This is a genomic window from uncultured Lactobacillus sp. (genome assembly GCF_902491705.1).
Classification (GTDB): domain Bacteria; phylum Bacillota; class Bacilli; order Lactobacillales; family Lactobacillaceae; genus Lactobacillus.
This window is the reverse complement of the sequence record NZ_CABUIW010000048.1, coordinates 1-17,067: the sequence shown is the minus strand read 5'-3', so window position 1 is coordinate 17,067 and position 17,067 is coordinate 1. Positions and strand designations below refer to the sequence as shown.

The window sequence follows — 17,067 nt, the reverse complement described above, 5'->3', positions numbered from 1 at the left end:
GCTCAAGCTATAGAGGAATATATCAAATACTATAACGAAGAAAGGATAAAGAGCAGATTAAAAGGCTTAACTCCGAAAGAATATCGGAATCAAGCCTCTATTAATCCTATGTTTTAAAATGTCTACTTTTTAGGTCCCACTTCAGAGGTTAAAATACCTCATTATTTTTTTGTAAAAAATCAAAATTATTTACACTGTGTAGATTGTATTCTTCACATTGTAGTGATATATTATTTATTATGCTAGGAGAAGGAGGGATGAGAATGGCACAGAAAAGAAACCTTGATTTGGATAAAATCATTGATCAAGCAACTGAACTGATTTGCAAAAAGGGCCTAGATGAAACGACGATGCCAGCTTTGGCTAAGGCGTTAAATGTTCGCTCGCAATCGCTTTACCACTATGTTTCAGGGAGAAAGCAATTGCTATCTTTAGTCGGTGCAAGACAGATCAAGATTTTGCGTCACAAATTAATGGACGATTTGATTGGCTTGTCTGGTCAAGAAGCTTTGCTTAAGTTTGCCGATGTTGTGCGCAACTTTTTGCTTAGTAATGTGGCTTTGCACAGTATCCTGTATCACTTGAATGAATATCCAACAGATGCAGCAATCAATCAAGAGATTCTTAATTTGATTAAATTAGGTGAACGGCTTAATTTTAGAAAAGAAAGTGTCATTTCATTTCATGCTTTAATTGGCGCTGTATTGGGTTATGTGTTTTTAGATAATTCTTCATCTTTTACTCAAGAGACTGAAGAGGAATCTAATCGTAATTATCACGAGATGATTCTGCGTCTTGTAGAACCAGAGCCTGATTTACAAGAACTAGGGAGGAAATAGGAAAGTGCAGAAATTTCTGAAAAACCATGTTTTTTCTTTAATTGCATGGGTTTTGATATTGATTATTTCCGTTGTTGCTTTGCCTAATATCACTGAGTTGACTAACGCTCACTCAAACATTACTTTACCAAGCAATGTTCAAAGCAACGTGGCACAATCAATTGAAAACAACTGGGGTGCAAAGAAGAAAAACACGTATGAAGTAGCACTTGTTTTTAACAAAGAACATGGCAAGCTGACTGATGCTGATAAGACAGCTATCAACAATACGCTTGATAAGTTCACTAATGATAAAAGCAAGTACGGAATTAAGGACTCGCTGCTTCCTGATTCCAATATCGCTACTAGAAAAAAGCTTCAATCAAAGGATGGTACGACTTGGGTAGCACAATTTAACGTTTCCAAGAAGAATCGTACGATTCAACAAGTTTATGATCAAATGAATAGGGATGTTAAAACGCAAGGCCTTCGCACTTATGTAACTGGTGCCGATGTTTTGCAACATGACTTCTCTGCTTCAATTCAGGAAGGAATTAAGAAGACTGAAGCAATTACTGTTGTCTTCATCTTCATCGTCTTAATCATTGTATTTAGATCACCAATTGTGCCATTAATCTCATTATTGACTGTTGGTGTATCATTCCTTACTTCCTTCTCAATTGTTACTAATTTAGTAGAACATGCTAATTTCCCATTCTCAAACTTTACTCAGGTGTTCATGGTTATCGTATTGTTTGGTATCGGTACCGACTACAACATCCTGCTGTATGACAAGTTTAAAGAGGATCTAGGGAAAGGGATGGATAAATACGAAGCGATGCATGATTCACTTCGTAACGCTAAGACCATTCTTTACTCAGGTTCATCCATCTTAATCGGTTTTACTGCATTAAGTTTAGCTAAGTTCTCTATTTACCAATCAGCTGTTGGTGTTGCTGTTGGTGTTGCCGTACTTTTGGTAGTGCTTTTAACACTCAACCCATTCTTCATGGCTGTTCTTGGTAAGAACATGTTCTGGCCTGTTAAGAAGTTCACTGGCGAAAGCGACAACAAGCTTTGGCACGGAATTTCTGCTTCAACTTTGAAACACCCAATTATTTACTTGGTTGTTCTAGCAGTTGTGACAGTTCCATTCATGCTGATGTACTCAGGCCACTTGAACTACGACGACACTGATGAAATTGCTGACTCAGTTCCTTCTAAGCAAGGTTTATTGGTAGTTCAAAAACACTTCTCAAAGGGTATGGCTGAGCCATCATACTTATACATTCAAAGTAAACATAGATTAGATAATGAAGAAAACTTGAAGTTGATTGATCAATTGACCAGACAACTTCAAAATTCAAAGGATGTTTCATTTGCAACATCTGTAACTCAGCCTTACGGTGAACCAATTGATATGCTTTATGTAAACAATCAATTGAACACTGTTAATGATGGGGTTGATCAAGCCCGTACAGGTTTAGGCAAGTTAAGCAAGGGTGCTAATAAAGTGGCAAACGGTGCTAACAGCTTAAAGGACGGTGCTGATCAACTTCAAGACGGTACAGGTCGTCTTCAAAGTGGCGCACAACAATTAGTTGGCGGTACTAGTCGTTTGCAAAGTGGTGCTGAGCAACTCCAAAGTGGTGCTACACGTTTACAAAACGGTTCAAGTCAATTAGTTAGTGGTGTAGGCCGTCTTCAAAGTGGTTCAAGCCAACTTCAAAGCGGTGCTGTTCGTCTTCAAACTGGTGCTGGCCGTTTAGCTAGTGGTACTCATGCTTTGGTTACTGGTGCAAGCAGCTTGCAAAGTGGTGCAAATCGTTTGCAAAACGGTGCACAAAGCTTGCAAAGTGGTACTCAAAGCCTTCAAAACGGTACCCAACAAATGGTTAACCAATTACAACAATTGAGTTCACAACTTTCAACTCAATTGAATGGTTCTAACAGACAACAACTTGCTGCATTGCAAACTGCTTTGCCACAAATTAATAACGGTATTCAACAATTGAATTCAGCTTTAGGTGGTAGTGTTGATACTTCAGCAGCTACTGCAAGTTTGAGTAAAGTTCAAAGTCAAGTTAATGAACTTACCAGCAGTTTGGAAGAATTGAGCAAATATGCTTCAGCTGGTAGTTCTGCAAGCAGTGCAAGTGCTTCAACTATTGCATCAAGTATTTCAGAATCAATTAATAACAATAAGCAATTGAATGCTGAAGAAAAGAGTGCAGCTATTGCAGCAGCAACTTCAGCTGTACAATCAGCAATTTCTGGCAACAGTCAAAGCGGTCAAGCTAGTCAAATGCAAAGTGCTATTAGCAGAGCAACTAGTGCAGCTCAAGGTCTTCAAAGCTCAATGGCTGCAATGAACCAAAGCAATACTTTAGCTCAACTTCAAACTTTAAGAACTCAAGTTAATACTTTGGCTCAAGCTTCAAACAAAGCCCTTCCAGGTGCCGCAACTGCTTTGAACCAATTAAGCTCAGGCTTAAGCCAAGTTCAATCAGCTGCTAGCCAAGGTGTTGCTGGTGCTCAAAGACTTAACTCAGGTGCCGCAGCAATTAACAGTGGTGCTGGTCGTCTTAACTCAGGTCTTGGTACTTTAAGTGCTGGTGCCGGTCGTCTTAGCTCAGGTGCCGGTCAACTTGATAGTGGTGCCGGCCAACTTCAAAGTGGCCTTGGTACTCTTGCAAATGGTGCAGGCAGCTTGAACAACGGTCTTGGTACTCTTGCAAATGGTGCCGGTCAACTTAACACTGGTCTTGGAACATTGGCAAACGGTGCCGGTCAACTTAACAGCGGTGTTGGTCAATTAGCTAGCCAAGCTCCACAACTTATTTCAGGCATCGGCCAATTAAACAGCGGTGCTGGTCAACTTAGCGAAGGTGCAGGCAAGTTAGCTTCTAAGGTTCCACAACTTACTACTGGTATTGACACTGTCAACAGTGGTTTGGGTCAAGGTGAAACTTACCTTAAGGGCTTAGGTTCATCTGCAGCTGCAGATACCTTCTACATTCCAAAGGAATTCTTGAAGAACGAAATGTTCAAGAAGTCAATGGATGTTTACCTCAGCCCAGACAAGAAGTCAGCTCAAATTATCGTTGTCTTCAACTCAAACCCAAGTGCAACCGAAGCTACTGACGAATCACAAGAATTAAGTGCAATGGCTAAGAAGACCTTCCAAGGTACTGCATTGAAGAATGCTAAGGTAGCTATGGGTGGTCAAAGTTCAAAGATCAAGGATACTAAGTCAACTGCTAGTGGTGACTTCATTAGAACCGCCGCAATCATGTTAATTGGTATCGGTATTGCCTTGATGTTCGTAACTCGTTCACTTCTTCAACCTGTTTACATTCTTGGTAGTTTGCTTATCGCTTACCTCTGCTCACTTTCAATCAACCAATGGATTGTTAAGGCAGTTCTTGGCAGAAGCATGCTTACTTGGAACACACCATTCTTCAGCTTTATCATGTTGATTGCTTTAGGTGTTGACTACAGTATCTTCCTTATGACTCGTTACAACGAGCTTAAGACTGAAGGTTACACTACTCCAAGTTCAAGAATCTTGAAGGCATGTGCAATCATCGGTACGGTTGTTATCTCAGCCGCAATTATCTTAGGTGGTACTTTCGCAGCCCTCATTCCATCAGGCATTCCAACCTTGATCGAAGTTGCCTTGACTGTGGACGTTGGTTTGTTAATCTTGGTATTCATTTTGCCAATTACCTTATCAGCTGCAGTTAAGTTAACTTATGAAGGTGTTGACTTCGGTAAGTACTTTAAGAGAAATAAAGCTAAAAATTAATAATTAGCAATATGAAAAGCAGTCCTATTATGACGTAGGACTGCTTTTTTTGCGTTCTCAGAAGATTTTTTAATTAATTGACTAATTATGTGCAAGATAGTTAAAACTATTACCTGGGTAATTATTTGCCTTGTATAAGCATGGTATAATAGTTTTTAAAAAAGAAGGGACTTTTAAATATGACTACATGTCCAAACTGCGGTCAGGCAATTGATCCATCCGATGATGTCTGTCCAAATTGTGGCTTTAATCTGAAAAAATATCGTGATGATTTTTTTACAGATCAACACAAGCAGGCTAAATATGAACAGCCAGATGAAGGCGAAAAGATCGCTAGTCGTGCTGCATATCGAGAAGAGTTTTACCCAGATAAGCAAAATTCCACTGTGCAAAGAATGATTGCTTGGGTAAGAAAGAACGCGACACTTGTATTTTTACTTGGCATCTTTTTGTTAATTGTAATGAGCTTTTCTAGAGCGCTAGGCTGGGTCGGCTTTTTTGCATTAATGGTTTGGCTCTTTATCGTGTGCGACCGCAAAGAAAAGATCGAACAATACACGGTTGATAAGCGGTTAACCGAAAAGATTAATCAAGTGGGCTCAAACGTGTTTAACCGTGTTGATGAACATGGCGATAAGGTGAAAACACGCGGAAAAGAATTTGCGCAAAAGCACCCTAGAGTAGAAAATCAGGTAAAAGAAATTCAGAAGCAGCGTAAACACCGTTATAGTTACGTCCAATTGTCAGTTATTATGACGGCATTGATTAGTTTGATTGTCTTGTTTACGGATTCTGGTGCTTCAGTTTCAGCTGTAAGCTACACGCAAAAAATGTCTATTTCTAACGTGATCTTCAGCTTGGCAGGGAGACTTCTATCATCTGGTTCAAATTCATTTGAAGCTTTAATTTTATATATCGTTTGGCTATTGTTGCTCTTATTCCCAATTTTTATTATCTACAACATCTTAAAGAATACGAAGGGCAGTCAAATTTTGTCCTTCATCTTGTCGTTAATTGAAACAGTGTTCTTAATCTACATTGTCTACAAGATGTCTAGTTCGGTACGTGCTTCAACTGGTGTTTTGGCACAGATCACCAGTCAATTAATTTCTTATGCTGTATCAATTGGTACTTCAGCATACTTCTTACTACTGGCTAGTGTATTAACTACAGGCCTTTCAGGATTTAATATTTTTAAACGTCAAAATTAGTCAAAACAATGCTGTATGATACTGAGTCGTAAAAGTGTTAAACTTTTACGACTTTTTTTATTGCATTTCTCATATGAAAGCGATATCATATATATGACAAGTGAAAATTAAGTGAAATTGTTAGCCGATATCGGCGCAGGCTCACTTATCCCAATGAGGGGATAAGTGGGCCCTTTTTCTTTACAAAGGAGGATGGATACTTTGCGTATTAAACAAATTCTTAATAATGGCGCAATAGTTACCACCAATGAAGACGGTGAAGAAGTTGTAGTTCTTGGAAAAGGAATTGCCTTTGCTAAAAAAGTTGGTGATGAAGTTGATAAAACAAAAATATATAAGGTATTCACTCCTTTTGATGACAATCAACGTAACATCTTGTTAAAAACAATTCATGAAACTGATCCAATCTTTTTTCAAATCTCAGAAAAAATTGTTGATCGTTTAAAAAGAGAGGAAAACATTGATCTAGCAGATAGTGTTTATATTACGTTGACCGATCACTTGGCAACAAGTGTAGAACGTGGAAAGAAGGGATTATATCTCAGTAATAATTTTCTTTGGAAAATTCAAAATTATTATCCAAAAGAATATCAATATGGTATTTGGGCACTCAAATTATTAAATAAGCAGTTTGATTTACAATTTCCAGAAGATGAGGCTGGCTTTATTGCAGTTCATATTATTAGTGGTGAATTAGGAAACAACATCGATGATTTTAAGAAGTCGATTGATTTTATTAAAGAAGTTACAAAGATTGTTCGCTACTATTTCAAAATAGATATTGATTATCAAACAGTAGCCTATAATCGTTTTGCTTTACACCTTAAGTTCTTCTGGAAATACATGATGTATCGAAAAGGAGAACGCGGATTAGGTGACCTAAGCGATGAAATTTTAAAAGTTATCAAAGCTAGTGATATTGATGCCTATAAGTGCTCACTTAAAATAAAAGATTATATTGCTGAGAAATATAATTACGATTTAACTAATGAAGAAATAATGTATCTAGCGATCCATATTAATAAGATCACTTCTGATTTGAGGGGAAGAAAATGAAATACGAGAAGATGAACCAGGAAATCCTGGAAGCTATAGGTGGAGAAGAGAATATTCAATCAGTTGTTCACTGTTCAACTAGATTGAGATTCGTCTTAAAGGATGAGAGTAAAGCAGACGATCAAAAAGCTGAAGCAATTGATGGTGTTTTACAAGTTGTAAAAAAAGGTGGTCAATATCAATTAGTTATTGGTAACACCGTTGAAGATGTATATGATGATTTGATTAAGATGATTCATATTGATAATAGCGATAATAATGGTGATAACAAACCAAAAAAGAAGCAGAACTTGTTTGATACCATTATTGGTGCCATTACCGGTTCCATTGCACCTGCCATTCCATTATTGGCTGGTGCCGGTATGGGTAAAGTTTTACTCTTAATTTTAACTATTTGTCATGTTTTATCAGATAAGAGTCAAACATATCAATTATTAAACTTAATATTTGATACTGGATATTACTTCATGCCAGCCTATGTTGGGTTCTCAGCAGCTAAAATATTTGATACTGATAGAATGCTGGGTGCTTTTATAGGTTTAATGACTGTTCACCCAAATTGGGTACAAATTGTAACTGCTAATAAGCCTTTCCATTTCTTAGGTTTACCAGTTCCATTGGTTCAATATTCGTCTACTTTAATCACTGCAATTCTTTCTGTATGGATTATGTCATACATTTATAAATTCGTTAAAAAGATTACACCAGGAATGGTTAAAGTTTTCATGGAACCAATGCTTACCATGTTAATTACTGGTCCATTAGTATTCTTAGTCATTGGGCCAATTTCTAACTGGATTTCACAAGGAATTGGATTCATTGCAATGTGGCTTTACCATAATGCAGGAATTATTGCTATTCCAATTTTGGCAGCTTTATATCCTTGGCTTGTTTCTATTGGTATTCACAAAGCCTTATCACCAATTAGTATTCAATTAGTTGCTACACAAGGCTTTGACCCAATTATTCGTGTTGTTGCTTTATGTTCAAACATGTCTCAAGCTGCTGCTTCACTTGCAGTTGGTTTAAAGACAAAGAACAAGAAATTAAAATCTTTAGCTCTTTCATCAAGTGCAACTGCCTACCTTGGTGGTATTACTGAACCAGCTTTGTTTGGTGTTAACTTAAGATTAAAGAAGCCTATGTACGGCGCAATGATCGGTGGTGCAATTGCTGGTATTGTTGCTAGCTTCATGAAATTAAAGGCCTTCATTTATGTAACTCCAGCCTTTTTGAGTTTGCCAATGTGGGTTTCAAAAACTGAAAACTTTGTTGTTCAAGCAATTATCGTAATTATTGTGGCAAGTATTGCTACTTTCATTGCTACTTGGATGATCGGATTTGATGATCCTGTAGATGCCAGTGAAGTTAAGGCCGCAAAAAAAGAAGAAAAGAAGAATTTTGAAAAAGATCACGAAAAGCATGAATTACATGCACCTGCTAAAGGTGAATTAGAAGATGTTTCTAAAGTTGATGATCCAACTTTTGCTAGCGGTGTTATGGGTAAAGGTATTGCTGTTATTCCAAGTGAAGGTAAAATTTTTGCTCCAGATGATGGTGTAGTTACTGCAACATTCGAAACTCATCACGCTATTGGTTTGCATTTAAACAATGATGCCGATGTTTTGATTCATGTTGGTATTGATACAGTTGAAATGAAGGGTAAAGGATTTAATCAATTAGTCAAAAAGGGAGATAAAGTTAAAGCCGGCCAAGAATTACTTGATTTTAACATTGATGAAATTAAAAAAGCAGGCTATGATCCAACTGTCATTATGATTGTAACTAATCCTAAAGATTTCTTAGAAGTACTCACTGTCTTAAAAGACAAAGATGAAACTAAAGAGATTACAAATAAAGATAATGTAATGATTTTGGCTTAGAGGTTGTTGAGTATGGTTATATATCATGTTCCACGTAATTTTTTATGGGGAGTTGCTACTTCGGCTAATCAAGTAGAAGGAGCATGGAATGAAGACGGTAAAGGAATGTCGATTGCTGACTGTGAACGATTTAATCCTGACCAAAATTTAAACGATTATAAAAAAGTAAATGATATGACAACTAAAGAGTTGGAAGTTGCCATGCAAGATAAAAGTAGTAAAGCTTGGGGAAAACGTCACGGTGTAGATTTTTATCATCGTTATCAATCTGATTTGGAATTGTTGGCTAAAACAGGTATCAATTCAATGAGAACTTCAATTGCTTGGAGTCGAATTTTCCCAAATGGGGATGATGTAGAACCAAATCAAAAAGGATTGGAATTTTATGATCATCTTTTTGCTAAAATGAATGCGTTAGGGATTCAACCAGTCGTTACTCTCTCTCACTATGAAATGCCACTAAATCTAGTTCTTAATTATGATTCCTGGTATGACCCTAAGATAATTGATTATTTTCTTCGTTTTTCAAAATTAGTAATTGATCGTTATCATGATAAAGTTAAGTATTGGATTCCGATAAATGAAATTGACAGTATTATTAGGCATCCCTATTCTTCAGCTGGACTTATAAAAGATCGATTCCCAGGTAAAAATTTTAAGGAAGTTATCTATCAGTCAATGCATCATCAATTTGTTGCAGCTGCTAAAATTACTAAATATATTCATGAAAATTATCCTGATCTAAAAGTTGGCAGTATGATTACAAGTACTATGGTTTATCCATATAATAGTGATCCACGCAATATGCTTAAAGCAACGCAAATTATGAGAGAAAGTTATAATTTTAGTGATGTCCAATTGCGTGGAGAATATCCTAAAGTTCTTTTGAAACAAATAGAAGATATGGGTATTCATATAAAAAAGGATCCTCAAGATTTACAACTTATTAAAGAAAATACAGCCGATTTTGTAGCCTTTTCATATTATTCTTCAGTATGCACAGCTTATGATACTAAAGGGTTGAAGATTACTAAGGCCAATAGAACAACAGGTGTCTACAATAAATATTTACCAACAAGTGAATGGGGTTGGCAAATTGATCCAATAGGTTTAAGACTTATTTTGATTAACTTATATGATCGCTATCAAAAGCCCGTTTTTATAGTTGAAAACGGGTTAGGTGCAAAAGATGAATTAACTGCTGATCATAAAGTTCATGATCAATATCGTATTGATTATTTACGTGCACATATTAATGAAATGCTGAAGTCTTTATCACAAGATGGAATAGAGTTAATGGGTTATATGATATGGGGAACTACCGATATGGTCTCAGCATCTACTACGCAGATGTCTAAAAGATATGGTTTGATTTATGTCGACTTAGATGATGAAGGCAATGGTACTTATAAGAGATATTTAAAAGATTCATATTATTGGTATCAAAAATTATTATCTTTCAAAGAGGAGATCCCCACTGACTATTTGATGGATTAAATTAATATACGAAGAAATTAGATCCAAATATTAGCCAAAATAAAAATGCTGGTTTTTAAACCAGCATTTTTTTGATACTCAATTATTTATTATTCTTAGTAACATCGATGACTAAGTGTTCGTTAACAAATGCCATTAAACCAAGACCGCTAAGTTCACGACCGTAGCCGGACTTCTTAACACCACCAAATGGCAATTCACCAGAAGTAATCCAGCGACCATTGATGACGGTCATTCCAGTTTCAATTTGAGCGGCAACTTTTTGTGCACGTTCAATATCGCTGCTGATAACTGATGAACCCAAACCATAGCTTGAGTCGTTAGCTAATTGAATTGCATCGTCGTCATCGTCAACAACGAAGACTTCTGCAACAGGGCCGAATAATTCTTCATCGAAGACTGGGTTGTCCTTATCAATGTTAGTTAAAATGATAGGTCTAAAGAATGCACCCTTAGAGTCGATTTCAGGATATTGGTAAAATACCTTAGCTCCAGCATCGGTTGCTTTCTTAACTTGAGCTTCCAACTTTTCCTTAGCTCTTTCAGAGTTCATTGGTGGCAAAGTAGTATCTTCTTCAAGTGGGTCACCAGCCTTTAAGCTTGAAAAGACATTCTTTAATTCATGTAAAACTTCATCGTAACGTGATTTTTCAACGATGATTCTCTTAGATGAAGTACATACTTGACCATCGTTATAGGTTCTTGCATCCCCTAAAACGTTACGCAACAATTGTGGATCTGCATCATCTAAAACGATGAATGCATCGTTACCACCAAGCTCCATTGTGGACTTTTTAAGGTTCTTACCAGCAGCTTCAGCTACAGCAGAACCGCCACGTTCAGAACCAGTTAATGCAACGCCTTGAATACGTGGGTCGGCAATGATGTCGGCTAATTGATCATAACTTGGGTAAAGGTTGATCAAACTGCCTTCAGGAGCACCAGCACGCTTAATGATCTTAGCTGTCAAAGCGGCAGAGCCAGGAACGTTATGTGCATGTTTAAGTAAAACTGGGTTACCCACAATAAAGTTAGGTGCAAATACACGAATTACTTGGTAGAGTGGGAAGTTCCATGGCTCACAAGCCATAATAACGCCAGTTGATTGCTTCAAGTAGTAGGCATTACCTAAGTCAGACTTTAATGGGGTAGGCTTAAGTAATTCTGGACCATTTTTAGCATAGTAATCACAAATTGAAGCACATAATTCAACTTCTTCACGTGATTCCTTAAGAAGTTTACCCATTTCAAGAGTCATCATCTTAGCTAATTCATCTTCATGTTCGCGCAATGCGTCTGCAACATCATGCAAGATTGTTGCACGACTTTCAGGAGTTTCATGACGCCACTTTTTATAAAGCATGTGGGCTAAGTTGATGGAATCTTCGATTTGCTTTTTAGTTGGATTATCATAACTAGCAAATTCTTCATTAGTGTATGGATTAATTGACTGATATCTAGACAATTGATTGCCTCCATTCATAAGTTTTTATCCTTTTATAAGTTACCTTTTTATTATAAAGCGTTTCCAAACAAAACACATGGATTTGTGCTTTTAGTTACTAAAAATGCATGATAAAATTAACCCAAATCAATCAAAAAATTTATGGAGGACTTTATGACACACCAAATTTCAACCGCCACTATTTATTTAGGTACGCCTTTTTACAATGATGATCAACGTGCACGCGTTAAGAAAGCACGCGCACTTCTTGAAAAGAATCCTACAGTAGTGAGAGTTCATTTTCCATTTGATCAAAACTTTGTAGATCCTGAAGAAACAGAAGCACAAATTAACGGTCTTCGCAGCATGACTTGGCGTCTTGCTACGTATAACAACGATTTGTCCGGTATCATTAATGCATCTTGCGGTGTCTTTTTATACGATATGGACAATATTGATGATGGTAGTGCCTTTGAAATTGGCTTTATGCGTGCATTGCACAAGCCAGTGATCTTGGTACCATTTACCAATAGCCCAGATAAAGAAAAAGAAATGAACTTGATGATTGCACAAGGTGTAACCACAATTATCGATGGTAATACTGACTTAGATAAGTTAGCTACTTACGACTTTAATACCACTCCTGCTAATCCAGTTGTTGATTATAAAGTCTTATAATAATTAAAATACCCGGGGAATAATTCCTCGGGTATTTTTTAGGCATTTATTTGTTTAAGCAGTTTACGTGCTTTTTCTAGCGTAATTCGATTGCGATTGATGCGGGCAAAAGCACAGGCATCATGTAGGTGCTGGCTTGTAATTTCTTTTTTCTTAGCTTGTTCCATGTCGTTGATACCTTGACGAAGCAAGATCCGAGCCATATAGAAGATGGCGTGTTGCTCAGTACCGATCTTATAGGCATAACGCAGTAATGAATTTGATTCTTTGTACATCTTGCGTTCGCCATAGAATTCACCAGCATCACACAAGATTGACATAATATGCATAGTGACTAGCATACTACTAATCTTAACATCCATAATGCTTTTTAGGATTTGATCATAGTAATGCTCAGCTTTTTCGATTTCACCTTGCTTAGCATAGATCTGGCTACAGCCATTAAGAGCTAGCAAACGGTAAATATCATTTTTAGGTAAATCATCCGTTGTTAAGATGTTGTTGAAATAAAACAAAGCACTCATCTGATTGTGGTCACTTTTTAAAGCATATTGTCCACGTAAAAAGTGATAATGCACTTTATCTTCGTCACGCTTTAACTCTTCTGGCTTGATACGCGACAAGATGTTCAATATTTTTGCATAGTCAAAATTAATAAATGAAAAATCAGCTTCAAACAGCATATGGGCGATAGCTTTTTCATCGCTACTCGTCATAATGTCGCCAACTTCGATGTTTAGCCGGTTGCAGAGCTGCTTTAGGATTTTAAATGACGGTACCTGTCCGTTATTTTCAAATTTACTTAAAGTAGATTGCGTACAAATGCCTTGGCAAAGTTCAGTTTGCGAAAGCTTTTGCTTTTTACGGATTTGCACGAATTTTTCAATGTTAATCATAATTATTTTTGTCTCTTAATAGTCTGGTATAAAAAGTCGAGTGATTCATCGATGTAATCATTGCCGTAGTCCATTGCGTGGCCATGACCTGGAATTACAAGTAATTGCACGCCGCGATTTTGCTTAGCTAAGAAGCTGACAAAATCTAGAACTGAATCTAATGGTGTAAGTTCATCGGCAGAATTGATCATCATTAACTTGTTTAATTTAGTTAAATCATATGACTTGGCGTCAAGTTTAGCTAAAACCTTAGGGTCATCAGTCCCTGTATAAGTCAAAGTGAAGTATTTATAAAATGAATGTCTAATTTGATCAGGATCACTGATGCCGAAATCTTTTTGAGCAGATGGGGATGCCTTGATATCTTTATATTGTTTAATCAAGTTAGAATATTCAACGGGAGCAGACCAGGTTACAGTTGGAAAACCATACTTGCCTGCAACATATAACGCCATCGTTCCGCCAACGCTGGCACCGATTTGTACGATATTTTTAGCATCATCTGGGTCGGTATAATCTGATTTTAAAAGCCAATCGACAAAATGCAATGCATCTTCATGTGCAGCTGGGAAATGCTCCTTAGGAGCAAGGCTGTATTCAGGAATAAAAGTCATAAAGCCGGCATTAGCTAAATCAACACCGATGCTTTTAACACTTTCTTTATTGCCGCGGAACCAGCCGCCACCATGCCAAAAGATTAAGATTTTAGTCTTAGAAGTTGTATTATTTGGGTAGTAAATATCAGTACCTAAATTTTTATCTGTGTCGTAGATAATATTGTTTTTAATTACAACCATGAAATGCATTTCCTTTCTTAGATCATTTACATCATCATTATATATTAATCGGATAAGTAGAAGAAAATAATAAGAATATTTTTAGATTTGCATAGATTTGGGTAAATTATCAATTATTGATAGCATTTTTTGTTAAAATTAAGAACAATACAAGTCTTATTGAGAGAAGGCGAAAAAATGCATCATTTATCAGCTAAAGCAAGTCGAAAACTAATTAATATTGCCACGGTAGTCTGCGGACTTATCATAATTTTATTAGTGATCTATTGGTACCGGTTGGGTATTTTTACTGACCAAGCCAAGATGAGGTCTTATTTAGCTAATAAACAAATTGTCGGTCCAATTATTTTTGTATTGATCCAGATAGTTCAGGTAGTTATCCCGATTATTCCTGGGGGCGTTTCGCTTCTAGGCGGGGTAGTCTTTTTCGGACCGATTGCCGGGTTTGTCTATAATTACCTCGGTATCTGCATTGGTTCAATTATCAACTTTTTCTTAGCTAGACATTACGGTCGACCATTTATTTTGCATATTGTATCTGAAGAAACGCTAGATAAATATATGAAGTGGACTAAGAACCAAAAGAAATTTAACTGGTTCTTTGCGCTGTGTATTTTGGCTCCGGCGGCACCAGACGATGTTTTATGTTTATTAGCCGGATTGACCAAGATGAAGTTTTCTACGTATTTTTGGATTATTATTTTGTGTAAGCCTTGGACAATTGCAGCCTACAGTTTTGGTTTGCAATATGGTGCAAGATGGCTACTGAAGCTGATGGGGCACTAATGCTTGAATCAAAGAGAATATATTTAAGACGATTTGAAGAAAAAGATGCCGCTACTTTACTAAAATGGGGACAAAATGAGCGTTACCATGCTATGGCGGGATTTCAGCGAATGCAGAATATGGATCAGGCAGTAAAAAGCGTGCACCAGTATATGGCTAGACCCGAAAGCTACGTTATTTGTCTACGCGACAATAATGAAGTAATTGGCTTAGTTGAATTATATGAGCGCGGTATGGATGAGCAAAGTGGCCTTCTTAAGACTAAAGAAATTGGCTTTTTACTTGATCAGGCTTTTGAAGGGCATGGCTACATGACTGAAGCTGTCCGCTTAATTTTGACCTATGCTTTTAAACGCAAAAGACAAGTAGAAGTGTGGGCCGGTACTTTTGATGATAATGAAAAATCGCAGAAACTCTTGCGGCGTCTGGGTTTTCACTACGCTTATACCGTCGACTATAGCCAAATGAGCGCACTTTTTGCATTTAAAGAAAAATATTATTTGCTCAAAAAAGCAGAATGGCTTAAAATAGACGCAAACACGAAATCCTAAGACTGCTTCAGAGAGTTCACGGTTGGTGCGAGTGAATGGATAGTCGTTTCCAGATTTCATAATGTGGGCAATTAATAGTTGCACGGTTTGGCGTCGTTATTCGCCTACTTAGAGGTGCAGTCTATTTTAGACTGAAGATGGGTGGTACCGCGAAACCGTGTAAGAGCCGATTCGTCCCAAACATAGGGATAATCGGCTCTTTTTGTATGCATGGAGGTTTTTATATGCTTGATATTAAAGTGATTCGTGAGAATCTTGATTGGTCAAAGAAGAAGTTGGCTACTCGTGGAATTAAGCCAGAAGAATTGGATGAATTAGTTGAAATCGACACTAAGCGTCGTAAGGATTTGACTAAGAGTGAACAATTGAAGGCTAAGCGTAACGACGTTTCAAAGCAAATTGCTGAAAAGAAGCGTAACAAAGAAGACGCTAGTGACGCTATTGCTTCAATGCGTGAAGTAGGTAAGGAAATCAAAGACTTAGATAAAGAAGTTGAAGAATTAACTCAAAAGCAAAACTACATTTTGCTTAGATTGCCTAACTTCCCAGCAGATTCAGATCCTGTAGGTCCAGATGACAGCTACAACGAAGAAGTTCGTAAGTGGGAAGAACCTACTAAGTTCGACTTCAAGCCTAAGGCTCACTGGGACATCGGTACTGATTTAGGTATTTTGGACTGGGACCGTGCTTCTAAGGTTTCAGGTGCACGTTTTGTTTACTACATTGGTGCAGGTGCACTTTTGGAACGTGCCGTATTTAACTTCTTCCTTGATGAAAACACCAAGGATGGCTACACCGAAGTTATCCCACCATACTTGGTAAACGATGTTTCAATGCAAGGTACTGGTCAATTCCCTAAGTTCCACGAAGATGTTTACACTATCGTTGATAACGACGACCCAGACAAGCCTCGTGACTTAACTTTGATCCCAACTGCTGAAGTTCCTTTGGTAAACTACTTCAGAAATGAAATTATCCACGGAGACAAGTTGCCAATCAACGTAACTGCTTTATCACCAGCATTTAGAAGTGAAGCAGGTTCAGCTGGTCGTGATACTCGTGGTTTAATTAGAATGCACGAATTCCGTAAGGTTGAAATGGTTAAGGTATGTAAACCAGACGAATCATGGGATGAACTTGAAAAGTTGACCCACAATGCTGAACACTTATTGCAAAAGTTAGGCTTGCCATACCACGTTGTTGCTTTGTCAACTGGGGATGCAAGTTTCACTAGTGCTAAGACTTATGACCTTGAAGTTTGGATGCCTGCACAAGACAAGTATCGTGAAATTTCAAGTTGTTCAAACTGTACTGACTTCCAAGCTCGTCGTGCACAAATTCGTTACCGTGACGAAGACGGCAAGCTTCACTTGGCACACACTTTGAACGGTTCAGGTTTAGCTGTTGGTCGTTGTGTAGCTGCAATTTTGGAAAACTACCAAAACGAAGACGGTTCAGTAACTGTTCCAGATGTACTTGTTCCTTACATGAACGGTATGAAGAAGATCACTAAGGAATCAAGTTTAATCTAATTTGATTCAATATATAGAAGACACTCGCTGAAAAAGTGGGTGTTTTTTTGTTTTTAAAAAGAAATTCAAACTTTTTTGAAAAAATTTTAGACAAAAAAGAGGTGAAAAAT

General features: G+C 37.2%; 14 protein-coding genes. 11 read left to right on the top strand and 3 right to left on the bottom strand.

Going from position 1 to position 17,067, the window contains the following annotated elements:
- The 7 genes from RDN22_RS08680 to RDN22_RS08650 form a co-directional block, all read left to right on the top strand.
- On the top strand, positions 1-117 hold a 117-nt coding region (locus RDN22_RS08680), incomplete at its 5' end, for an IS3 family transposase (protein ID WP_308554877.1).
- 146 nt (positions 118-263) lie between these two features.
- Complete coding sequence (locus RDN22_RS08675; protein WP_308557530.1) at positions 264-839, top strand: helix-turn-helix domain-containing protein; 576 nt, start codon at positions 264-266, stop codon at positions 837-839.
- Between the two features lie 4 nt (positions 840-843).
- A complete protein-coding gene (locus tag RDN22_RS08670; protein WP_308557528.1) occupies positions 844-4,626 on the top strand; it encodes an MMPL family transporter in 3,783 nt (1,260 codons plus the stop codon).
- Between the two features lie 179 nt (positions 4,627-4,805).
- A complete protein-coding gene (locus RDN22_RS08665; protein ID WP_308557526.1) occupies positions 4,806-5,837 on the top strand; it encodes a zinc ribbon domain-containing protein in 1,032 nt (343 codons plus the stop codon).
- A 192-nt stretch (positions 5,838-6,029) separates the two neighbouring features.
- Complete coding sequence (locus RDN22_RS08660; protein ID WP_374043097.1) at positions 6,030-6,893, top strand: PRD domain-containing protein; 864 nt, start codon at positions 6,030-6,032, stop codon at positions 6,891-6,893.
- Complete coding sequence (locus tag RDN22_RS08655) at positions 6,890-8,776, top strand: PTS beta-glucoside transporter subunit IIBCA (RefSeq protein ID WP_308557524.1); 1,887 nt, start codon at positions 6,890-6,892, stop codon at positions 8,774-8,776. The genes RDN22_RS08660 and RDN22_RS08655 overlap by 4 nt, the downstream gene beginning before the upstream one ends.
- A 12-nt stretch (positions 8,777-8,788) precedes the next feature.
- Positions 8,789-10,273: a glycoside hydrolase family 1 protein gene (locus tag RDN22_RS08650; RefSeq protein WP_308557523.1), complete on the top strand. Its 1,485-nt coding sequence runs from the start codon at positions 8,789-8,791 to the stop codon at positions 10,271-10,273.
- Between the two features lie 82 nt (positions 10,274-10,355).
- On the opposite strand, the gene RDN22_RS08645 is transcribed toward RDN22_RS08650, so the two are convergent.
- Positions 10,356-11,738 carry an NAD-dependent succinate-semialdehyde dehydrogenase gene (locus tag RDN22_RS08645; protein WP_308557521.1) on the bottom strand — a complete coding sequence of 461 codons (1,383 nt, stop codon included), beginning with the start codon at positions 11,736-11,738 and terminating at the stop codon, positions 10,356-10,358.
- A gap of 153 nt (positions 11,739-11,891) precedes the next feature.
- On the opposite strand from RDN22_RS08645, the gene RDN22_RS08640 reads away from it, so the two are divergent.
- Positions 11,892-12,395, top strand: coding sequence for a nucleoside 2-deoxyribosyltransferase (locus RDN22_RS08640; protein WP_308557519.1), 504 nt, complete (start codon positions 11,892-11,894; stop codon positions 12,393-12,395).
- A 38-nt stretch (positions 12,396-12,433) separates the two neighbouring features.
- Here the strand turns inward: RDN22_RS08640 and RDN22_RS08635 are convergent, their stop codons facing one another.
- Positions 12,434-13,291, bottom strand: a complete 858-nt coding sequence (locus tag RDN22_RS08635; RefSeq protein WP_308557517.1) for a helix-turn-helix transcriptional regulator — start codon at positions 13,289-13,291, stop codon at positions 12,434-12,436.
- A gap of 2 nt (positions 13,292-13,293) precedes the next feature.
- Positions 13,294-14,088, bottom strand: a complete 795-nt coding sequence (locus tag RDN22_RS08630; protein WP_308557516.1) for an alpha/beta hydrolase — start codon at positions 14,086-14,088, stop codon at positions 13,294-13,296.
- A 177-nt stretch (positions 14,089-14,265) separates the two neighbouring features.
- Here RDN22_RS08630 and RDN22_RS08625 point away from each other — a divergent pair, with 177 nt between their 5' ends.
- The 3 genes from RDN22_RS08625 (at position 14,266) to serS (ending at position 16,957) form a co-directional block, all read left to right on the top strand.
- A complete protein-coding gene (locus RDN22_RS08625) occupies positions 14,266-14,874 on the top strand; it encodes a TVP38/TMEM64 family protein (protein ID WP_308557515.1) in 609 nt (202 codons plus the stop codon).
- On the top strand, positions 14,874-15,425 hold the full coding sequence (locus RDN22_RS08620; RefSeq protein WP_308557514.1) for a GNAT family N-acetyltransferase: 552 nt from the start codon (positions 14,874-14,876) through the stop codon (positions 15,423-15,425). The genes RDN22_RS08625 and RDN22_RS08620 overlap by 1 nt, the downstream gene beginning before the upstream one ends.
- Positions 15,426-15,649: 224 nt before the next feature.
- A complete protein-coding gene (gene serS, locus RDN22_RS08615; RefSeq protein WP_308557513.1) occupies positions 15,650-16,957 on the top strand; it encodes a serine--tRNA ligase in 1,308 nt (435 codons plus the stop codon).
- Positions 16,958-17,067 lie beyond the last annotated feature (110 nt).